General features: G+C 60.2%; 15 protein-coding genes and 3 tRNA genes. 9 read left to right on the top strand and 9 right to left on the bottom strand.

Features of this window, described 5'->3' with window-relative positions:
- Positions 1-3: 3 nt before the first annotated feature.
- From accC to J2T09_RS22080, 5 genes are all read right to left on the bottom strand, one after another.
- Positions 4-1,347: an acetyl-CoA carboxylase biotin carboxylase subunit gene (accC, locus tag J2T09_RS22100; protein ID WP_306838601.1), complete on the bottom strand. Its 1,344-nt coding sequence runs from the start codon at positions 1,345-1,347 to the stop codon at positions 4-6.
- A gap of 16 nt (positions 1,348-1,363) precedes the next feature.
- A complete protein-coding gene (accB, locus tag J2T09_RS22095) occupies positions 1,364-1,837 on the bottom strand; it encodes an acetyl-CoA carboxylase biotin carboxyl carrier protein (RefSeq protein ID WP_306838599.1) in 474 nt (157 codons plus the stop codon).
- 28 nt (positions 1,838-1,865) lie between these two features.
- Positions 1,866-2,303 carry a type II 3-dehydroquinate dehydratase gene (gene aroQ / locus J2T09_RS22090; protein WP_306838597.1) on the bottom strand — a complete coding sequence of 146 codons (438 nt, stop codon included), beginning with the start codon at positions 2,301-2,303 and terminating at the stop codon, positions 1,866-1,868.
- Between the two features lie 134 nt (positions 2,304-2,437).
- Entirely contained in the window at positions 2,438-3,217 is a 780-nt protein-coding gene (locus J2T09_RS22085) for a DsbA family protein (protein WP_306838595.1), read from the bottom strand.
- Between the two features lie 176 nt (positions 3,218-3,393).
- Positions 3,394-6,363 carry an Rne/Rng family ribonuclease gene (locus tag J2T09_RS22080; protein WP_306838592.1) on the bottom strand — a complete coding sequence of 990 codons (2,970 nt, stop codon included), beginning with the start codon at positions 6,361-6,363 and terminating at the stop codon, positions 3,394-3,396.
- Between the two features lie 782 nt (positions 6,364-7,145).
- On the opposite strand from J2T09_RS22080, the gene J2T09_RS22075 reads away from it, so the two are divergent.
- From J2T09_RS22075 to prfB, 3 genes are all read left to right on the top strand, one after another.
- A complete protein-coding gene (locus J2T09_RS22075; RefSeq protein ID WP_306838590.1) occupies positions 7,146-8,423 on the top strand; it encodes an N-acetylmuramoyl-L-alanine amidase in 1,278 nt (425 codons plus the stop codon).
- Positions 8,424-8,723: 300 nt separating this feature from the next.
- Positions 8,724-11,183, top strand: a complete 2,460-nt coding sequence (locus J2T09_RS22070) for a penicillin-binding protein 1A (RefSeq protein ID WP_306838588.1) — start codon at positions 8,724-8,726, stop codon at positions 11,181-11,183.
- A 105-nt stretch (positions 11,184-11,288) separates the two neighbouring features.
- Positions 11,289-12,420, top strand: a protein-coding gene (prfB, locus tag J2T09_RS22065; protein WP_306838585.1) for a peptide chain release factor 2 whose coding sequence is annotated in 2 segments (ribosomal slippage) — positions 11,289-11,357 and positions 11,359-12,420 — 1,131 coding nt in all. Because the reading frame shifts where the segments join, the coding sequence is not laid out codon by codon here.
- Between the two features lie 67 nt (positions 12,421-12,487).
- On the opposite strand, the gene J2T09_RS22060 is transcribed toward prfB, so the two are convergent.
- Complete coding sequence (locus J2T09_RS22060; protein ID WP_306838583.1) at positions 12,488-13,258, bottom strand: NAD kinase; 771 nt, start codon at positions 13,256-13,258, stop codon at positions 12,488-12,490.
- Here J2T09_RS22060 and J2T09_RS22055 point away from each other — a divergent pair.
- The gene (locus tag J2T09_RS22055) at positions 13,221-13,490 is read left to right on the top strand and encodes a hypothetical protein (RefSeq protein ID WP_306838581.1); all 270 of its coding nucleotides are present in this window, start codon (positions 13,221-13,223) and stop codon (positions 13,488-13,490) included. The two genes, J2T09_RS22060 and J2T09_RS22055, sit on opposite strands and share 38 nt — an antisense overlap.
- A gap of 26 nt (positions 13,491-13,516) precedes the next feature.
- On the opposite strand, the gene J2T09_RS22050 is transcribed toward J2T09_RS22055, so the two are convergent.
- Positions 13,517-13,592: transfer RNA gene (locus J2T09_RS22050), tRNA-Thr, on the bottom strand.
- 247 nt (positions 13,593-13,839) lie between these two features.
- Here J2T09_RS22050 and J2T09_RS22045 point away from each other — a divergent pair.
- The gene (locus J2T09_RS22045) at positions 13,840-15,885 is read left to right on the top strand and encodes an NAD(+) synthase (protein WP_306838579.1); all 2,046 of its coding nucleotides are present in this window, start codon (positions 13,840-13,842) and stop codon (positions 15,883-15,885) included.
- A 277-nt stretch (positions 15,886-16,162) separates the two neighbouring features.
- On the opposite strand, the gene J2T09_RS22040 is transcribed toward J2T09_RS22045, so the two are convergent.
- Positions 16,163-18,232 (bottom strand): ATP-dependent helicase, encoded by a 2,070-nt coding sequence (locus J2T09_RS22040; protein WP_306838576.1) that lies wholly within the window; start codon positions 18,230-18,232, stop codon positions 16,163-16,165.
- Between the two features lie 167 nt (positions 18,233-18,399).
- Between J2T09_RS22040 and J2T09_RS22035 the strand changes: the two genes are divergently transcribed.
- A complete protein-coding gene (locus J2T09_RS22035) occupies positions 18,400-18,816 on the top strand; it encodes a response regulator (protein WP_306838574.1) in 417 nt (138 codons plus the stop codon).
- A 6-nt stretch (positions 18,817-18,822) separates the two neighbouring features.
- Here J2T09_RS22035 and J2T09_RS22030 read toward each other — a convergent pair whose 3' ends face one another.
- Entirely contained in the window at positions 18,823-19,704 is an 882-nt protein-coding gene (locus tag J2T09_RS22030; protein ID WP_306838572.1) for a TrmH family RNA methyltransferase, read from the bottom strand.
- A 257-nt stretch (positions 19,705-19,961) separates the two neighbouring features.
- Between J2T09_RS22030 and J2T09_RS22025 the strand changes: the two genes are divergently transcribed.
- The 3 genes from J2T09_RS22025 (at position 19,962) to J2T09_RS22015 (ending at position 20,444) form a co-directional block, all read left to right on the top strand.
- Positions 19,962-20,046 (top strand) — tRNA-Tyr (locus tag J2T09_RS22025).
- Between the two features lie 28 nt (positions 20,047-20,074).
- Positions 20,075-20,148 (top strand) — tRNA-Gly (locus J2T09_RS22020).
- Positions 20,149-20,264: 116 nt separating this feature from the next.
- Entirely contained in the window at positions 20,265-20,444 is a 180-nt protein-coding gene (locus J2T09_RS22015; RefSeq protein WP_306838570.1) for a hypothetical protein, read from the top strand.
- Positions 20,445-20,585 lie beyond the last annotated feature (141 nt).

Genomic DNA, 20,585 nt, shown 5'->3' with positions numbered 1-20,585 from the left:
CCTTTAAGCGTTGACGCTGGCCAGATAGTTTTCCAGCCAGTGGATGTCGTAATCGCCCTTGGCGATATCGGCATTGTCGACCAGATCCTGGAACAGCGGGATCGTCGTCTTGATGCCGTCCACGACGAACTCGTCGAGAACACGGCGCAGACGCATCATGCATTCGTCGCGGGTGCGACCATGGACGATCAGCTTGCCGATCATGCTGTCATAGAAAGGCGGGATCTTGTAGCCGGCATAGGCACCTGAATCGACGCGAACGCCGAGACCGCCCGGAGCGTGGTAGTAGGTGATCGTGCCGGGCGACGGCACGAATGTGCGCGGGTCCTCGGCATTGATGCGGCACTCGATGGCGTGGCCGGAAAACACCACGTCGTCCTGGGTGACGGACAGACCCTTGCCGGAAGCAATGTGGATCTGCTCATGCACCAGATCGATGCCGGTGATGGCCTCGGTGATCGTGTGCTCCACCTGCAGGCGGGTGTTCATTTCGATGAAATAGAACTCGCCGTTTTCGTAGAGGAATTCGATCGTGCCGGCACCGCGATATTTCAGCTTGCGCATGGCATCGGCGCAGATTTCGCCGATCTTCATCCGCTGCTCGACATCGAGGGCAGGGGAGTTTGCTTCTTCCCAGACCTTCTGGTGACGACGCTGCAAAGAGCAGTCGCGTTCGCCCAGATGCACCGCGTTGCCTTCGCCATCGCCCAGAACCTGGATTTCGATATGGCGCGGCTTGCCGAGATACTTTTCCATGTAGACGGCATCATTGCCGAAAGCGGCCAGCGCTTCGGAACGGGCCGACGAGATGGCTTCCGAGAGATCGGCCTCGCTATGGGCAAGCTTCATGCCGCGACCACCACCGCCGGCCGTCGCCTTGATCAGGACCGGGAAACCGATCTTACGGGCCACTTCCAGCGCGTTTTCCGGCAGCACTTCGCCATCGGAACCCGGAACGACCGGGATGCCGAGATCCTGCGCCGTCTTCTTGGCGGTGATCTTGTCGCCCATGATGCGGATATGATCCGCGGTCGGCCCGATGAAGGTGATGCCGTGAGCGTCGAGGATATCGGCGAACTTGGCGTTTTCCGACAGGAACCCGTAGCCCGGGTGAACAGCATCCGCACCGGTGATCTCGCAGGCCGCGACGATCTGGTGGATGTTGAGGTAGCTGTCACGCGACGGCGGCGGGCCGATGCACACACTCTCGTCGGCGAGACGCACGTGCATGGCATCGCTGTCGGCCGTCGAGTGCACGGCAACCGTGGCGATGCCGAGTTCCTTGCAGGCGCGAAGAACGCGAAGCGCGATTTCGCCGCGATTGGCTATGAGGACCTTGGAAACCATCAGGCTCACCTATGCTTTATTCGACGATGACGAGGGCTTCGCCGTATTCGACGGGCTGTGCGTCATTGACGATGATTTCCTTGACGACGCCCGAACGCGGCGACGGAATCTGGTTCATCGTCTTCATCGCTTCGATGATGAGCAGCGTCTGGCCTTCCTTGACGGTGGCGCCGACTTCGATGAACGGACGGGCGCCGGGAGCCGGCGACAGGTAGACGGTGCCGACCATCGGGGCCGGAACAGCGTTCTTGTTGTCACGCGGCGATGCGGCCGGGGCGGCAGCAGCCGGAGCGGCGATTGCGGCAGGTGCTGCGGCAACCGGAGCAGCAGCGGCCATGACCGGAGCCTGGACGTATTGCGGAGCGGAACGGGAAACGCGGATGCGCAGGTCGTCCTGTTCGATTTCGATCTCGGTGAGATCGGTGTCGTTGAGGATGTTGGCGAGATCGCGGATCAGTACCTTGTCGATACCGCTTTTCTTTTCAGACATGGCAAACCCTATATGTCGTTGTCTTTATTCAGCTGATTATGTCTTTGAAGGCATGCAGCGCGAGAATGTAGCTCGTCGGGCCAAAACCGCAGATGACGCCCTTGGCAGCCGGCGCGATCATCGAATGATGCCGGATTTCCTCACGCGCATGCACGTTCGAGATATGCACTTCGATCACCGGAATGGTGATGGACTTGATGGCATCATGCAGCGCCAGCGACGTGTGCGTATAGGCGCCGGCATTAAATGCGATGCCCGCAGCCTTGTCGCCGGCCTCATGGATCCAGTCGATCAGAGTGCCTTCATGATTGCTCTGGCGGAAATCGACCTCGAAACCGAGATCCCTGCCCACCGCGATGCAACGGTTTTCGACGTCTTTCAGCGTGCCGGCACCATAGATGCCGGGTTCACGCTTTCCAAGCATGTTGAGATTGGGCCCATTGAGGACGAAAATCGTCTTGCTCATCAAGTCTTCCGTCGAAAAATCTGGGCCACCTATAGACCGGTGAACCGTCTAGGGAAAGCCCCCGGCCGTGAAACCCGTGCATAACCGGGGTTTGCGGCCTTCGGGGCGTTGTTAAAAACCGGTTTTGGTCAAGGTCAGCAGCTGCCTTTTCCGCATTTGCGGATATTGGCGATCTTCTCTTCGATGGCATCAGCGCCTTGCGCGCCGATCAGTGCCTCGTTGCCGACAACGTAATAGGGCGTGCCGGTGATGCCGAGCGCATTGGCGAGGCGATAGGTGGTCTTGACGTTGGCCTCGTTCGGCTGGTCCTTCATCGACTGGCGCAGTTTCGCCTCATCGAGGCCGAGCGAGGTTGCGACTTCCATCGCCGTTGCTTCGGTGGCGCGGGTCTCGCCGCCGAGCAGTTTGCGGTGGAAGTCCGGGTACTTTTCAGGCGCGGTCAGGCGCACCGCATTGGCGACCTGGTGGGCGGCAACCGATTCCGGGCCGAGGATCGGAAACTCCTTCAGGACGAAACGGACATTCTTGTCCTTTTCCAGAATGGCATCCATGTCCTCGAGCGCGTGTTTGCAGTAGCCGCAATTGTAATCGAAGAATTCGACGACGGTGACGTCACCGTCCGGATTGCCGAGCACGATGTCGTTCTTGTCGGAAAAGATCGCATCCTTGTTTTCGATGATGGCAGGTCCGGCCTGGCTCATGCGGCTTTCGTACTGCTTCTTCTCGTAGGCCTGCTGGACCTCGATCAGAACTTCCGGGTTGGCGATCAGGTATTCGCGAACGAAGGCGCCCATTTCCTTCTTCTGCGCATCGGTCATTTCGGCCGATGCCGGCTTCACGGCCAGAAGTGAGGAGGTCGCGAGCACCGTGGCACCCATGAGTGCAAAGAGGGTCGTGCGAAGGCGAGGGGCCATGATGGTCATATTCATCCTGTTCTCAATTCTATCGTCGTGATCTGCGAGAGTAAGCCAGCGCCGCCCGTGTGGAAACCGCAAAAACAGGCTCATCGCCGCCGCATTCAGTAAAGGCCTAAGAGAATGCAAAAACGGCCGCACGATGGCGGCCGTTTTCGATGTTCACATTTTGCGGCTTAGAAGAAACCGCGGCGCTGCCACCAGCCGGCCTTTTTGGGCTTTTCTTCGCCTTCGGCCGGCTTCTGTTCCGAAGCGGTCGACTTGATCACCGGATCGGAGGAGGAGACGTTTTCGCCACGGTTGGCGCGCGCGGGCTTTGCAGCTTCCGCATCTTCCGTCACCGCGACAGCTGCCTCTTCGGCGACTGCGGCAGGAGCGGCGTCCACCGGCTTGACGTCCTCAGCGGCGACCACCGGGGCTGTTTCAGCCGGGGCCTCCACGACCGGGGCTTCTGCCTTGGGGGCTGCCTTCTTGCGGGAGGCGCGTGCCTTCGGAGCGGCCGGGGCCGGTTCTGCTTCCGCGACAACCTCTTCCTCGGCCGGAGCGGCTGCAGCCTTGCCACGACGCGTGCGGCGCGGCTTCTTGGCTTCTTCTGCCGGAGCGGCTTTGTCAGCCTCGGCGGCAATCTCTGCCACGGCAACAGGTGCGGCGTCTTCAGCGGCAGCGACCGGTTCGGCCTGCTGTTCGCCTTCAGCGTCGCTTACAGAAGCTTCGGTTTCGCCATCGTCTTCGCCGGAAGCTTCAACGACATTGCCTTCTTCATCGGTGCGATTACGACGGCCACCGCGCTTGCCACGACGGCGACGCTTGCGGCGTGCGCCTTCATCGCCTTCGGCTGCTTCTGCAGAAGCCTGACCTTCGGTGGCGTCGTCATCACCTTCCTCGCCGTCTTCGTCGGCATCATCGGAAATGCTGTCGCCATCGGCAGACTGTGCCTGCGCGTCACCATTGCGATCACCGTTCTTGCCACGACGGCGGCGGCGACGCTTGCGCTTGCGGCCATTCTCGCCGTCTTCGCCACGGGCTGGCTGTGCCGGAGCGGAAGCGGCGGCCTCGACGGCTTCTTCCTCTTCGTCGATCTCGTCTTCGATGACGATATCGTCATCCTCGTCCTCGACCGGAATGTTCGCAAACTGCATCAGGCTTTCGATCTTGACCGGGTTTTCCACCGGTTCGCCACGATCGACTGCGAAGTGGGTGGCACCCACGTTGTGATCGGACTCGATGAAGATCGAGACGCCGAAACGCTTCTCATAATCCATCACCGTCTGACGCTTGTGGTTCAGAAGGTAGAGGGCGATTTCAGGCGTGGTGCGCACGGTGATGTCGTGCGTGGTGTTCTTGAGCAGATATTCCTCGATGCCGCGCAGCACGTGCAGGGCGATGGAGGACTGCGAACGGACGTGGCCGGTGCCGCCGCAATGCGAGCAGACCTGCGTGGTCGATTCCAGAACCGAGGCGCGGATACGCTGGCGCGACATTTCCAGAAGACCGAAATGCGAGATGCGGCCGACCTGGATACGGGCGCGGTCGTTCTTCAGGCAATCTTTCAGCTTCTTCTCGACAGCGCGGTTGTTGCGCTTTTCTTCCATGTCGATGAAGTCGATGACGATCAGGCCGGCAAGGTCGCGCAGGCGCAGCTGGCGGGCGACTTCTTCAGCCGCTTCCAGGTTGGTCTGCAAAGCCGTGTCTTCGATCGAGTGCTCGCGGGTGGAGCGGCCGGAGTTGACGTCGACGGCAACCAGAGCTTCGGTCTGGTTGATGATCAGGTAACCACCGGACTTCAGCGTGACCTGCGGCTGCAGCATGCGGTCGAGCTGCGCCTCGATGCCGGAGCGCGAGAAGATCGGGTGCATGTCGCGGTAAGGCTGAACGACGCGGGCATGGCTCGGCATCAGCATCTTCATGAAGTCTTTCGCTTCACGATAGCCTTCCTCGCCGGACACGATGATCTCGTTGATGTCCTTGTTGTAAAGGTCGCGGATGGAACGCTTGATCAGCGAGCCTTCTTCGTAAACCAGGCAAGGCGCGGTCGACTGCAGCGTCAGCGTGCGGACGTTTTCCCACAGGCGCATCAGGTATTCGAAGTCGCGCTTGATCTCGACGCGGGTACGGTTGGCACCGGCGGTACGCAGGATCACGCCCATGCCCTGCGGCACTTCGAGATCGCGTGCGATTTCCTTGAGGCGCTTGCGGTCGGTCGGCTGGGTGATCTTGCGGGAAATGCCGCCACCACGTGCGGTGTTCGGCATCAGCACGGAATAACGACCGGCCAGCGACAGATAGGTGGTCAGGGCTGCGCCCTTGTTGCCGCGTTCTTCCTTGGCGACCTGAACGAGCAGGATCTGGCGACGCTTGATGACCTCCTGGATGCGGTACTGCTTGCGCGGCTTGCGCACGACGCGATCCGGAACCTCTTCCATGGCGTCTTCGGCGCCGACGGATTCGATCTCTTCCTTCTCGTGGTTGTCATCGTCATCATCGTCGTCGTCATCACGACGGCGACCGCGCGGCTCGACTTCTTCCGAAATCGAGTCGGTTTCGACCATGGCAGCCATTTCGCCGGGCGTGCTGTCGTCGTCATTGCCGTCAGTGCCGGCCTCGGCAGCGGGTGCCTCTTCTTCGGCTACCTTCTTGCGGGCGCGGCTACGGCGCGGCTTTTTCGGCTTTTCTTCGGCAACAGGTTCAGCGGCGGCTTCAGCCTCTACTTCCGGCTGCGCGACAGCTTCAGAAGGTTCTTCGCCAAGTGCTGCTTCGACCTGTTGGACGACTGCTGCGGGCAGGCCCACATCCGGCTGATCCTGCAGGGCAGGGTCAATGATCGGGTCGACGGCATCGGCATCGGCGATGCGCTGCTGCTCTTCCGCTTCGGCCTGTTTCAGGGCCTGACGGTCGGCGAGCGGAATCTGGTAATAATCGGGATGGATTTCCGCGAAGGCGAGAAAACCGTGACGGTTGCCGCCGTAATCCACGAAGGCTGCCTGCAGCGAAGGTTCTACGCGCGTCACCTTGGCGAGATAGATATTGCCGCGGATCTGCTTCTTGTGCTGCGATTCGAAGTCGAATTCTTCAATCCGGTTGCCCCGAACGACTACGACCCGCGTCTCCTCTTCGTGAGACGCGTCGATAAGCATTTTGTCTGCCATTGAATATGTGCTCCTCGGCGCGAACGCGCAGGGGCACGGATGCCTGTCGCAAGGACAGGCCGATCATGCGTCGCGGTTGTTGCGCCGGATAAGATTATTCCCGCAGGGACCATCCGTGGCGACCGCAACCCGATAGCCGTCGGGGCTTGTGGCTCCCTCAGCATCTCCAGGTTTTGAAAAACGTGCCGCGACATCTATGACCAGACGAGAATGACGATACGTGAAGACCCGGATGGGTCCGATGAATATGCTCCGTGCGAGCGATACGATGCCCGCGACTGGGTACTGTTCCGGCCACCGCCGGTGCGGATAGTGCTTCAGAGCCAAAGTGCAGCGACGACGGATGTATGCCCGTGTATGGCGCCAGGTCCTTGTCGGCTGGCTGCCCGTGGCAGTCCTATCCCGTCAACACTTTGACCCTTCTTCGTCTTTTATGTTTTAATTGTTGCTATGGCAAGGGAAAAGCCGGTCGCGCCTTATTGTAGATCAATTCCTGCGCACTGGTATATGACAGCCGTCGAACGTGATTCGCGGCATGCGCAGGGCGCGCGTTGATATGGTGCCCGACTGCTCTTGCGGCGAGTGCGATCGGTGAAAAAACATCGAACTCGAACGGAAAACTCCAGATATTTTGCGCAGATGCGGTTTTGCTACTCGCGGTGGTGCCGCAGTGAAGATATCGAGCAGATAGGGCAGTGCTTTTATCGTGTGAGGTAAAGGACCGTGGAAAGACGCCAGAAAGGCGTTCATTCGCAAACTTGGGGCAGCATTTGGCGGCGGGAATGAAGACTGAGATCACGGATACCTGCGGATCTGGCGGCGGTGGCGTGGTGATTCGCGGCCTGCGTAGTGGCGTCATCCTGTCCCTGCTGGCGCTTTCACCGATCCTGTTCGGCGATCTGTCGGCCGTTGGGCCGCGCCATGCGCAGGCCGCCGCCAGTGACGAGACCGATAAGCCCCTGCTGGCTTTCGACGCACGTATTGCCGGCGATGATGCGCGCACGCGCGTCGTGCTGGACTTTGACGGCAAGCCGACTTTTTCCGTGCATTATGTCTCCAATCCCGATCGCGTGGTGATCGACCTGCCGGCGACGGCGTTCGGCTTTTCCCCGCAGGATCTGACAGCGCGCGGTCTTTTCAAGGATATCCGTTATGGCGCGATGGGGGAGGCGAGTGCCCGGCTTGTGCTGACCGCCATTCGCCCGGTGAAACTCGTCATGGCCGAGGTGCAGAAGAACGACGATCACGGTTATCGTCTTGTGCTCGATGCCGAGATGACCACCGACAAGGCCTTTGTCGAAATGGTGCGCAAGCAGGTCTGGGACACGCCCGGCGACGTCAACGCGATTTCGCAAGCAAAGGACGATGTCTTCACGATCGCGATCGATGCCGGCCATGGCGGCATCGATGCGGGTGCGACCGGCGCCGACGGCAAGGTGCAGGAAAAGACCATCACGCTCGCTTTTGCGCAGGCGCTTAAGGCCAAGCTCGATGGCAAGGCCGGCATGAAGGCCTTTCTGACACGTGAGGACGATCATTTCCTGTCGCTGTCGGAGCGTGTGACGCGGGCGCGTCAGGGCAAGGCCGATCTGTTCATTTCGCTGCATGCCGATACGCTGCGCGAAAAGGATATTCGCGGCGCGACGGTCTACACGCTGTCCGACAAGGCTTCCGACCGCATGGCGGAAAATCTCGCCGCGCGCGAAAACCTCTCCGACCAGCTGGCCGGCTACAGCCTGCAGGACGGGCCGCCTGAAGTGGCCGATATCCTGATGGATCTGACGCGGCGCGAAACGCAGGCCTTTTCCATCTCGCTCGCCGATCGGGTCGTTTCGTCCTTCGAGGGGCAGGTGGGGCTGATCAACAATCCACGCCGCTCTGCCGGTTTCCAGGTTCTGCGCGCGCCGGACATTCCGTCCGTGCTGCTGGAACTGGGGTTTCTCTCCAATGTCGAAGATGAAAAACTGCTGCTGGATGAACAATGGCGGGAAAAGGTAACGCGCCTGATTGCCGAAGCCGTGCTGCAATATCGAGGACGTGCCATGGCCGATGGCGGTTGACGGAAGAAGGATAACGGTGCCGCGATCGTGATGAGAGTGCCGTATCTACCACACTGCACGGACTATCCGGCTGACATGCCTTGGGAATAACGTCGCCAAGCCCTATTTTATTCACATTCGGACGGTTATTCGACCCGGTACGATGAGCGACAGATTTGAATGGTGCCCGTGGCGCGTGCTGTGGGCGCAGGTGTCGCGAATGCGCGCAAAGGCTTGTACTCTTAGGCCTCGCCGTGCAAAACGCCTGAAAATATGCGATTGTGCTTTTTTGCATCCTACGACGATAGACGGTAGCGCCTGATGATCAGACTGATTGGATACATGTTCGGACTGGGCTGCGTGCTCTTTCTCGTGGTGGCGGGGGCCGCGGCCGTTTATCTGGTCGGCGTGACCCGCGATCTGCCGGACTATGAGGTCCTCAATTCCTACGAGCCGCCTGTCGCGACCCGCATTCATGCCGGCAATGGCGCGCTGATGGCGGAATATGCCCGCGAACGCCGCCTGTTCCTGCCCATCCAGGCCGTGCCGGATCGCGTCAAGGCCGCGTTCCTTTCGGCGGAAGACAAGAATTTCTACAATCACCCGGGTGTCGATATTACCGGTCTCGGCCGCGCCATCGTCAACAATATCCAGAACCTCGGTTCCGGTCGCCGCCCGGAAGGTGCATCGACGATTACCCAACAGGTGGCCAAGAACTTCCTGCTTTCGGCGGACCAGACGATGGACCGCAAGGTGAAGGAAGCGATTCTCTCCTTCCGCATCGAGCAGACCTATTCCAAGGACAAGATTCTCGAACTGTATCTCAACGAGATCTTCTTCGGCATGAATTCCTACGGCATTGCCGGTGCCTCACTGACCTATTTCGACAAGTCCGTCACCGAATTGACGATTGCCGAATCGGCCTATCTCGCTTCGCTGCCGAAGGGCCCTGCCAACTATCACCCGTTCCGCCATGCCAAGGCAGCGATCGAGCGTCGCAACTGGGTGATCGATCGCATGGCCGAAAACGGATACATCACCGTTGAGGATGCGACAGAGGCAAAAACGCATGATCTGGGCGTCACCATGCGCCGCAGTGGTCCGTCGCTGCTCGGCACGGACTTCTTCGCCGAGGAAGTGCGTCGCCAGATCATCGGCAAGTATGGCGACAAGGCGCTTTATGAAAGCGGCCTTTCGGTACGCACTTCCATCGATCCGGCCATGCAGCTTCAGGCACGTGCGGCGCTGCAGCGCGGTCTGGTCGATTATGACGAGCGTCGTGGTTTCCACGGACCGGTGAAGGAAATCGCCGCCAGCGGTGACTGGGGGCCGGAACTTGCAAAGATCCCTTCGCTGCGTGACGTGCCGGAGTGGAAGCTTGCGGTCGTGACTGCCGTTTCGGCCACCGGTGTCGATATCGGCCTGCAGCCGGAAACGGCAGCCGGCGGCAAGGTTGTCGATGAGCGCGAGCGCGGCCACATCGATGCCGAAAACATGAAATGGGCCTATCGCGACGCGAGCGGCGAGCGCAAGACGGCACGGTCTCCCGAAGGTGTGCTGAAGGCGGGCGACGTGGTTTATGTCGAGCCGCTTGCCGGCAAGCAGGGTTCCTATCGTCTTCGCCAGCCGCCCAAGGTGCAGGGTGGTCTTGTCGCCATGGATCCGCATACCGGCCGTGTTCTCGCGATGGTCGGCGGCTTCTCCTACGCCCAGTCCGAATTCAACCGTGCCACGCAGGCCATGCGCCAGCCGGGTTCGTCCTTCAAGCCGTTCGTTTACGCAGCGGCGATGGACAATGGTTATACGCCGGCATCCGTGATCATGGACGCCCCGATCGAGGTCGTGTCCGGCAACGAGGTCTGGCGCCCGACCAACTATGGCGGCGAGGATGGCGGTGGTCCCTCGACGCTTCGCACCGGTATCGAAAAGTCGCGCAACCAGATGACCGTTCGTCTGGCGCAGGACATGGGCATGGATCTGGTCGCCGAATATGCCGAGCGTTTCGGCATCTATGACAAGATGGCGCCTTACCTGCCGATGGCGCTCGGTTCGGGTGAAACCACCGTTCTGCGCATGGTGTCGGCCTATTCGGTCATCGCCAATGGCGGCAAGCAGATCAAGCCGACGCTGGTCGACCGTATTCAGGACCGTTACGGCAAGACCATCTTCCGCCATGAGGAGCGCACCTGCGAAGGCTGCAACGCCAACAGCTGGGCAAACCAGGAAGAGCCGGTTCTGGCCGACAATCGCGAACAGGTTCTGGACCCGATGACGGCCTATCAGGTCACATCCATGCTTGAGGGTGTGGTCATTCGCGGTTCGGCTGCCGGCAAGATCCATGTTGCGGATCGTCCGATCGCCGGCAAGACCGGTACGACCAACGATTCGAAGGACACCTGGTTCGTCGGCTTCTCGCCGGATCTGGTCGCCGGTCTTTATATCGGCTTCGACAACCCGGCGACGCTTGGGCGCGGCGCGACCGGCGGCAGCCTTGCCGCACCGATCTTCGCCAATTTCATGGAAGCCGCCGAAAAGACCCGCGACGCCGGAAAGTTCCAGGTGCCGCAGGGCATGCAGTTCATCGCCGTCAACCGCAAGACCGGCATGTTCGCCAACGAAGGCGAGCCGGACACGATCGTCGAGGCCTTCAAGCCCGGCACGGGTCCGTCCGATACGTTCAGCGTGATCGGCATGGAAGACACGATGCCGGCGGAAGAAATCCTGCGCACCTCGCCGCAGGCGCAGCAGGCGGTGACTTCCGGTGCCGGCGGCCTGTTCTGATCCATTCATGACAAAGTTCGAAGCGGCGGGCGGGGTTTACATCCTCGCCCGCCGTCTCTATGTCAGCCCTCATTTCCAAGTAAAATACGGGAAGCAGCGACGCATATGCGCAACGAAATGATCAACGTCACCGACGAAATCAAGCAGGCCATAAGCCTGCTGAGGAGGCATCTTTGACTGGGATCAGGCGGTAAGACGACTGGACTGGTTGAACAACAAGTCAGAGGATCCCAACCTCTGGAACGATGCCCAGGAAGCCCAGAAGCTGATGCGCGAGCGCCAGCAGCTGGATGACAGCATCAACGGCGTGAAAGCGCTGGAGCAGCAGCTCAACGACAATATCGAACTCATCGAAATGGGTGAGGAAGAGGGCGACGAGGCGATCATCAAGGACGCCGAGGATGCGCTGAGAGCACTGCGTGCCGAGGCCAACCGTCGTCAGGTCGAGGCCATGCTTTCGGGTGAAGCAGACAGCAACGACACCTATGTCGAAGTGCATTCCGGCGCCGGCGGCACGGAAAGCCAGGACTGGGCGAACATTCTTCTGCGCATGTACACGCGCTGGGCCGAACGTTCGGGCTACAAGGTCGAGGTGCTGGAAGTCCATGACGGCGAAGAGGCAGGCATCAAGTCGGCCACCATTCTCGTCAAGGGCCACAATGCCTATGGCTGGATGAAGACCGAATCGGGCGTGCATCGTCTCGTGCGCATTTCGCCTTACGATTCCAACGCGCGCCGGCACACCTCGTTTTCGTCGATCTGGGTTTATCCGGTCGTCGACGACTCGATCAATATCGAGGTGGCCGAAAGCGATTGCCGTATCGACACCTACCGTGCCTCGGGTGCGGGTGGTCAGCACGTCAACACCACCGACTCGGCCGTGCGTATCACGCATATCCCGACCGGCATCGTGGTGGCCTGCCAGCAGGAACGCTCACAGCACAAGAACCGCGCCAAGGCCTGGGACATGCTGCGTGCCCGTCTTTACGAGGCCGAGCTGAAGAAGCGCGAAGATGCGGCCAATGCCGAAGCGGCCTCGAAAACCGATATCGGCTGGGGTCACCAGATCCGTTCCTATGTTCTGCAGCCTTACCAGCTGGTCAAGGACCTGCGCACCGGCGTCGAATCGACGGCTCCGAGCGATGTTCTCGACGGTGATCTGAACGAGTTCATGGAAGCGGCACTCGCCCACCGCATCAGCGGCAAGGCGGATGTTGCCGGCGGCGATCTAGACTGATCAGGCGCACATGCGAGTAATGGAAAAGGCGGCTTCTTCGGAGGCCGCCTTTTTTGTTTGCGGCGAATCAATCCGAAAACTGTTCGGCCAGAATGCGATCGGACCAGGAATGATCGGGATCCGACAGGATGCGCGCCTTCATGTCCTTGCATTGGGCAACGCGGATATGCAGCACCGACTTGACCTCGGTATTGTCGGCAACCGCGTTGACCGGGCGTTTCTCCGGTTCAAGGATATGAATATCGACACAAACCCGGTTGGGCAGAAGCGCACCACGCCAGCGGCGCGGGCGAAAGGCGCTGACGGGTGTCATGGCCAGTAGCGGCGCTTCGAGCGGCAGGATCGGGCCGTGGGCGGAAAGATTGTAGGCGGTGGAACCGGCCGGCGTTGCCACCATCAGGCCGTCGCAGATCAGTTCCTCCAGCCGCACCTTGCCATCGATCTCGACACGCAGTTTGGCGGCCTGATAGCTCTGGCGGAACAGATAGACCTCGTTGATGGCAAGCGCCACCGAGCTGGTGCCATCGGTATTAGTGGTGGTCATGCGCAGCGGATGGATGGCGTTTTCGACGGCGACCGAAACGCGGTCATGCAGGTTGTCCGTGCGATAATCGTTCATCAGGAAGCCGACAGAACCGCAATTCATGCCATACACACGTTTTCCGGAATTGATGCTGTCATGCAGGGTCTGCAGCATGAAACCGTCGCCGCCGAGCGCCACGATGACATCGGCCTCGTCCACCGGCGTCTGGCCGTACATGCGGGTCAGTTCTTCGAGTGCGGCCTGCGCTTCGGGCGCGATGGACGCCAAAAATGCGAGGCTTTTCTTCTGCGACATCAACGGCACCTTCTTTAATGGCCGCCCTTGGTACATGAAAAAAGAGGAGGGCGACAAGGCCGACAAACGGCTTGATCGGAGCCAAGCACCGATGGCGGTGCTGCGCATGCAGAAATGTCAAAGTCTGTGGAAAAGAATCGTCGCGCCGGAGCCGGGTGAACGGCTGGAAACGGACTGCGGTGTTTGGATGGTCGTTTCGAGCCTTCCGATGTTTCCGACTGACGACATGTGAATGCCGAAAGTCGGAAAATCGAAAAGTGGTGCCCCCGACAAGGTTCGAACTCGTGACCCCCTGATTACAAATCAGGTGCTCTACCAACTGAGCTACAAGGGCAATGTGGTGCGAAGTACCATATTTTCGTTGGCTGTAAAGAGGAAATTGTCGCGAACGCGCAAGAAGCGGATTTGACGGTTGATAATTCGGGTTGTCGGTGTGGATATCTGCGACTGGTGCGCCCCGGCGATCGGCCGGCTGGTCCTGAGACAGCCAGGCCAACGCCGAACCAAGAATCAGCAAAACGCTCTCGACCGCGTGGCATCGCGCCATTACTTATGGCGCAGCCAAGAAGACGGAGTGCCCGATGAATTTTCATTCTGCCTATGCCCACGGTTTTGTGCGCGTCGCCACAGCCACGCCGGCCTGCGAAATCGGTGATCCGGCCTTTAACGCAAAGGCGGTGCTGGAACTGGCGCGGCAGGGGCATGATCAGGGCGTGGCGCTGATGGTGTTTCCCGAGCTCGGCATTTCCGGTTATTCGATCGACGACCTGCTCGGCCAAGCGGCGCTGCTCGATGCGGTCGAAACCGCGTTGAAGGTGCTGGTGGAGGCAAGCCGCGATCTCATTCCCGTCCTGCTGGTCGGGGCGCCGCTGCGCCATCGTGGCCGGCTTTTTAACTGCGCCATCGTCATCCACGCGGGAAAAATTCTCGGCGTCGTGCCGAAGGCGCATCTGCCGAACTACCGCGAATTCTATGAAAAGCGCTGGTTCGCTTCGGGCCGTACGGTGCGTGGTCAGGAGATTGCCGTTGCGGGGCAGGTGGTGCCTTTCGGGATCGATCTTCTGTTCGAGGACAAGGCCATCGCCGATTTCGTCTTCCATGTGGAAATCTGCGAGGATGTCTGGGTACCGGCGCCGCCGAGCGATTTTGGCGCACTTGCGGGGGCGACGATTCTTGCAAATCTTTCTGCCAGCAATGTCACCGTCGGCAAGGCGGATGTACGAAAACAGCTTTGCGCCAACCAGTCGTCCCGCAATATCGCCGCCTATCTCTATTCGGCCGCCGGCCCGGGCGAATCGACCACCGATCTCGCTTGGGATGGTCAGGCCTGCATCTATGAACTCGGTAACCTCTTGGCGGAGACGGAACGTTTCCCGGAAGGTTCGCAGATGTGCGTGGCCGATATCGATGTCGAGCGTTTGGCGCTGGAGCGTCTGCGCACCGTGACGTTTGAGGATGCGGCCGAACGGGTTCTTCGCGCCGATCAGCCTTTTCGCCGGATCGGCTTCGAGTTTGCGGCACCGGAGGGTGATATCGGCCTGAAGCGTTCCGTTGCACGTTATCCCTTCGTGCCCTCGGACCCGGCGCGGCTCGATCAGGATTGCTACGAGACATTCAATATCCAGGTTCAGGGGCTGATGAAGCGCCTGAAGGCGACCGGCATCAAGCGACTGTGCATCGGCATTTCCGGTGGTCTCGACAGCACCCATGCGCTGCTGGTGGCGGCACGCGCCTTTGATCGTCTCGGCTGGCCGCGCACCGACATTTTAGGCTTCACCATGCCGGGTTTTGCCACCGGTGACGAAACGCTCGGCAATGCCTGGTCGTTGATGCGCAGCATCGGGATTACGGCGGAAGAGGTGGATATCAAGCCGCTGGCGCTGCAATTGCTAAAAGATCTCGGCCATCCGTTTTCCGGTGGCGAGCCGGTTTATGATGTGACGTTCGAGAATGTGCAGGCGGGTCTGCGTACGGACTTCCTGTTCCGCGCCGCCAACCAGCGCAATGCCATCGTGCTGGGTACCGGTGATCTTTCCGAAATTGGGCTCGGCTGGTGCACCTATGGCGTCGGCGACCAGATGAGTCATTACAATGTCAACGGTTCGGTCTCCAAAACGTTGATCCAGCACCTGATCCGCTGGGTGATCAACAGCGGCAGTTTCGATGCTGAAGCGAATGCCACGCTGGAGCGGGTGCTCGGCACGATCATTTCGCCGGAACTGGTGCCGGCGGGTGAAGACGGCGTCATACAGAGCACCGAGGACAAGATCGGCCCTTATGACCTGCACGATTTCACGCTCTATTACCTGACGCGGTATGGGCTGAAGCCGTCGAAGATTGCCTATCTGGCGCATCATGCCTGGAAGGATGTCACGGCTGGCGCATGGCCGCCGAACTTCCCGGATGAAAAGCGTCGGGAATATGATCTTTCGACGATCCGGAAATGGCTGCAGACGTTTCTGTTCCGTTTCTTCACGATCAGCCAGTTCAAGCGTTCGGCCTCACCGAATGGACCGAAGGTGACTTCGGGCGGTTCGCTGTCTCCGCGTGGCGACTGGCGCGCGCCGTCTGATGGCAATGCGCGGGTTTGGTTGAGGGAACTGGAGGAGAATGTGCCGGAGGCGTGAGCGGTATAAGGAGTGAGACTGCGAAGGCTGGCTCCCCACGATCTCCCCCCTTGAGGGGGAGATGTCACCGAAAGGTGACAGAGGGGGGTAAGCAACGGTGCGGCAGGTGGGTGCAATCGGCATTTGCGCAAGGATTACCCCCTCTGTCCTGCCGGACATCTCCCCCTCAAGGGGGGAGATCGGCTGAACGGCATGCTCCGCATTTCATATGCGACAGCACTGCCCTCAAGGGGGATTGGCTGGGCGCACTCTTCGCATCTCTCTTGAAGCCTCGTTCCTACCGCCACATGCCGCGCATACGCGCCGTCACATCGATGCGCACCTGTTTGCGGGCCGCCTTTTCCGCTTCCGACATCGGCTCCACCACCGGCCATGCCGTGTTTTCGAAAAATTGCAGAAGCGTTGCCGGGATGAAGCGGGTGCGGGCGGCATAAACGTGCCGGTCGCCCTGCGAATGCTGGCCGTGGGTGAAAAAGCGCTGCGGCGTGACCAGATGCAGGCTGTCCTTGGCGCGGGTCATCGCCACGTAGAGCAGGCGGCGTTCTTCCTCGACTTCGGCGCTGGTGCCGACGCCGAGATCGGAGGGAATGCAGCCGTCGACGCAATTCAGCACGAAGACCGAGCGCCATTCCTGCCCCTTGGCCGAATGGATGGTGGAGAGGATCAGGTAATCGTCATCCAGCAGCGGCACGCCGGCCTGATCGCTGGTGGCGGTGGGCGGGTCGAGTGTCAATTCGGTCAGGAACCGTTCGCGCGAGACGTAGCCCGAGGCGATCTGTTCCAGCTGCAGCAGGTCGGCCTTGCGGGTGTCGGCATCCTCGTGGATGCGCTCCAGATGCGGTTCATACCAGTTGCGCGCCGTGCCAATTTCCGATGGCCAGCCTTCGCCGCGCCGCACTGAGGCGAGCATCTCCACAAACGCCGTCCAGTCCTCGCCGCTGCGGGGCGGGGCGGGGATTTCTTGCAACGCTGCCAGCGGTTCGGGATCGGTTGCGATCGCGTCCAGAATTTTGCCGGCCGTCTGCGGACCGACTCCGGGGATGAGCTGCATCAGCCGGAAACCGGCAACACGATCACGCGGGTTCTGGGCGAAACGCAAAGCCGCCAGCAGATCCTTCACATGCGCGCTGTCGAGAAATTTCAGGCCGCCGAATTTCACGAAGGGAATGTTGCGGCGGGTGAGTTCCACTTCCAGCGGGCCGGAATGGTTGGAGGAGCGAAACAGCACGGCCTGATTTTTCAGGCTCATGCCGGTTTCGCGGTTCTCCAGAATTGTTTCGCAGATGTAATTGGCCTGCTCGTTTTCATCACGCACGGAAACGAGGCGCGGGCGCTCGGCCGATTGCCGTTCGGTCCAGAGGTTCTTGGTGAACCGTTCGCGTGCCAGATCGATGACGCCGTTGGCGGCGGCAAGGATCGTTGTGGTCGAGCGATAATTGCGGTCGAGCGTGATGATATCGGCCGGCGGTTCGAAGGATTTTGGGAAGTCGAGAATGTTGCGGATGGTGGCGGCGCGGAAGGAATAAATCGACTGCGCATCGTCGCCGACAACGGTCAGGCCACGCCCGCCGGGTTTCAACGCCATCAGGATGGTCGATTGCAGGCGGTTGGTGTCCTGATATTCATCAACCAGAACGTGGTCGAACCGCGCGCCGATATCGGCGGCGAGAAGCGGTTCCGACATGGTCTGCGCCCAATAGAGCAGGAGATCGTCGTAATCGAGAACGTTCTGGGCCTGCTTGGATTCCACATAAGTGGCGAAAAGCTCGCGCAACTGCGCTTCCCAGCTGGCGCACCACGGAAAATAGGTTTTCAGCACCTCGCCGAGTGCTGCTTCCGAGTTCACCACACGTGAATAGATGGCGAGGCAGGTCCCCTTGGTCGGAAACCGGCTTTCGGTCTTGGAGAAACCCAGTTCGTGCCGGATAAGGTTCATCAGGTCGGCACTGTCTTCGCGGTCGTGGATGGTGAAATCCGGGTCGAGGCCGATCTGGTCCGCGTATATCCGCATCAATCGTGCGCCGATGCCGTGAAAAGTGCCGGCCCATGCCAGCGCATCGGTCATCACGCCCGCATTGGCGCCCAAAACCTGGCCGCAGATGCGCTCGACGCGCTTGCCCATTTCGGAAGCCGCACGGCGGGAAAAGGTCATCAGCAGGATACGGCGCGGATCGGCACCATTGACGATCAGGTGGGCGACGCGATGTGCCAGCGTGTTTGTCTTGCCGGAACCTGCACCGGCGATCACCAGAAGCGGGCCACTGTCACCGGTTTTGGCATCGGTCGCGCCATGCTCGACGGCGCGGCGTTGGGCGTCGTTGAGTTTGTCAAGATAGGCGAGGCTCATGAGCGGTTCCGAATCATGGAGTGATTCCTAGCTGATTCTGTCGGCCAAGCGGAGAGACATGCGCGAGGTCATGGTGGGTTCATCTCACGCGTGCATCAATTTTTGGAGGTTGTGGAACAAAAGAGCGTTTGGGGAATTTTACCAAGTCCTAAAACGAAGAGGGCCCGATGCCGCATCGCATTCTTGTTGTCGAAGATCAACTGCTGATCGCGCTGCATATCGAGGACGCCGTTCTGGCGCTCGGGCATGAAGTGGCGGGCATTGCGGCCAATCAGGCCGACGCTCTGGATGCCGGCGACGACGCCGACATCGCGCTTGTCGATGTCCATCTCCAGGATGGTCCGACCGGGCCGGATATCGGCCGGGAACTGGCGGCGCGCGGACTGACGGTCATCTTCATGACCGCCAATCCCGAAGCGATCGCCAGCGGTATTCCCGGCACGCTCGGTGTCATCTCCAAGCCGCTGTTCGATCTCGAACTGATCGGCTCGATCCAGTTCGCAGCGGAAGTGCGCGACGGTCGCAATGCGACGCCGCCCGAGCGCATGCGCTGTTTCGACAGGCGGGCGACCGCGCTGCACTGAGCTTGATCAGCCTTTTGCGAGGTGCTGACGCGCCGCATAAAGCGCGATGGCGGCCGCGTTCGAGACGTTGAGCGACTTGATGGCGCCAGGCATGTCCAAGCGTGCGAGCGCATCGACGGTTTCGCGCGTCTTCTGACGCAGGCCCTTGCCTTCGGAGCCGAGTACGAGCGCGACTTTTCCACCGGCAAACGTGCCTTCGAGCGGCTCTGGTCCTTCCGAATCAAGGCCGATCGTCTGGAAACCGAGTTTCTGCAATTCGCCGATTGCATCGGCGAGATTGCCGATCTGGATATAGGGCATCATTTCCAGCGCGCCGGAGGCGGACTTTGCCATGACGCCGGATTCCGTCGGGCTGTGGCGCTGTGTGGTGATCAGCGCGCCGGCCTCAAACGCAACGGCGGAACGCATGATGGCACCGACATTGTGCGGATCGGTGACCTGATCGAGCACGAGGATGAGATTGCTTTCCTTCAACGCCTCGAGACGGCGCACCGGCAGCGGTTTGGTTTCGACCATCACGCCCTGGTGGATGGCATCGGGGCCGAGATGTTTGTCGATATCCTGCGGCGATACGAATTCGACCGGGAAGGGCAGGGCGTGGGATTCGCCGATATCAAGACGCACGAAGGCGTTCTGCGTGACCGTCAGCTTGACGATCTTGCGCTCGGGATTGTCGAGGACGGCGCGCACCGTGTGCAGGCCATACAGAAACACCTGGTCGGGCTGCAGCTGCGGCGCCTTCCAGTTCTCATGCGCAGGTTTTGGGCGCTTGCGCGGATCCGGAGTCGGGATCTCGCCGCGCTCGCGCTTGGCATCGCGCACATTGCGGCGCAGGGTGGCGTAATGGCTGTCACGGCCGGCTTTGTCGTTTTGATCATTTTTGCTCATGCCGCCTTATAGCGCCAGCCGATGCCGGGGCAAAGCCCTGTAACCGCTGGTATGCCGTGCTTTGACGCCGATGAACTCTATCCACAGGGTGAGGGGACATTCATCAGCCTGACACATCAATCTGTGTTTTTTCTCTGTTTTTCGTTTCGACCCGTGTTGACAGCAGCGAAAGTGCCCGTCATATACGCCGCACAGAACGAGACGGCAGTTTCGCCCAACGTTCTGAAGAGCTTGGTTCTCGATCCAGACGAAATACTGGAGGGATGCCCGAGTGGTTAAAGGGGACGGACTGTAAATCCGTTGGCTACGCCTACGTTGGTTCAAATCCAACTCCCTCCACCATTTCGTTGCATGGATCGAACCAGACCCCGCGGGTATAGCTCAATGGTAGAGCAGCAGCCTTCCAAGCTGAATACGCGGGTTCGATTCCCGCTACCCGCTCCAGATTTCCCCGATCATTACCATTTTGTCTCTCCATACGAGCGCGCCCGCCGGGGTGGCCGATGTCGCGCATGCGGATGTCTTCCGTTGCGCTTTTCGCCAAGGAGAGGATTTTTATCATGATGTCTTTACCCGCCATTATCGGCATTTCGCTCGGCGCTTCCGCTTTTGCAGCCTTCACCGGCAAGAACCGCCACAAGCCCCTTGGTCGTCGCATGCTTTATTTCTTCGGCGGCTTTATCGGCACGATCATCCTGCTCATCGCCGTCAACTTCGGCCTTTATGTCATGAGCCGCTAAGCGCGGGGCAGGGCGCTTTGTTGTCGCCGCTGCGCATTTATAGCAAACAGGAAAGCGGTTCCTTCGCGGGGCTTGGAGTTGAGCGAAGGACACCCTAAATAGGGCGCAGCAATTAAGTCTTGCGCATTCGTAGTGAAAGCC

Source organism: Neorhizobium huautlense, assembly GCF_030811685.1.
Taxonomy (GTDB): domain Bacteria; phylum Pseudomonadota; class Alphaproteobacteria; order Rhizobiales; family Rhizobiaceae; genus Neorhizobium; species Neorhizobium huautlense_A.
This window is presented reverse-complemented; position numbering and strand designations above follow the sequence as displayed.

Coding starts and splice junctions, on each gene's coding strand:
- J2T09_RS22070 (WP_306838588.1), top strand. CDS start 8,724: ATGATCAGACTGATTGGATACATGTTCGGACTGGGCTGCGTGCTCTTT.
- accC (WP_306838601.1), bottom strand. CDS start 1,347: ATGGTTTCCAAGGTCCTCATAGCCAATCGCGGCGAAATCGCGCTTCGC.
- J2T09_RS22060 (WP_306838583.1), bottom strand. CDS start 13,258: ATGTCGCAGAAGAAAAGCCTCGCATTTTTGGCGTCCATCGCGCCCGAA.
- J2T09_RS22035 (WP_306838574.1), top strand. CDS start 18,400: ATGCCGCATCGCATTCTTGTTGTCGAAGATCAACTGCTGATCGCGCTG.
- J2T09_RS22080 (WP_306838592.1), bottom strand. CDS start 6,363: ATGGCAGACAAAATGCTTATCGACGCGTCTCACGAAGAGGAGACGCGG.
- J2T09_RS22085 (WP_306838595.1), bottom strand. CDS start 3,217: ATGGCCCCTCGCCTTCGCACGACCCTCTTTGCACTCATGGGTGCCACG.
- J2T09_RS22015 (WP_306838570.1), top strand. CDS start 20,265: ATGATGTCTTTACCCGCCATTATCGGCATTTCGCTCGGCGCTTCCGCT.
- J2T09_RS22045 (WP_306838579.1), top strand. CDS start 13,840: ATGAATTTTCATTCTGCCTATGCCCACGGTTTTGTGCGCGTCGCCACA.
- J2T09_RS22075 (WP_306838590.1), top strand. CDS start 7,146: ATGAAGACTGAGATCACGGATACCTGCGGATCTGGCGGCGGTGGCGTG.
- aroQ (WP_306838597.1), bottom strand. CDS start 2,303: ATGAGCAAGACGATTTTCGTCCTCAATGGGCCCAATCTCAACATGCTT.
- J2T09_RS22055 (WP_306838581.1), top strand. CDS start 13,221: ATGGACGCCAAAAATGCGAGGCTTTTCTTCTGCGACATCAACGGCACC.
- accB (WP_306838599.1), bottom strand. CDS start 1,837: ATGTCTGAAAAGAAAAGCGGTATCGACAAGGTACTGATCCGCGATCTC.
- J2T09_RS22030 (WP_306838572.1), bottom strand. CDS start 19,704: ATGAGCAAAAATGATCAAAACGACAAAGCCGGCCGTGACAGCCATTAC.
- J2T09_RS22040 (WP_306838576.1), bottom strand. CDS start 18,232: ATGAGCCTCGCCTATCTTGACAAACTCAACGACGCCCAACGCCGCGCC.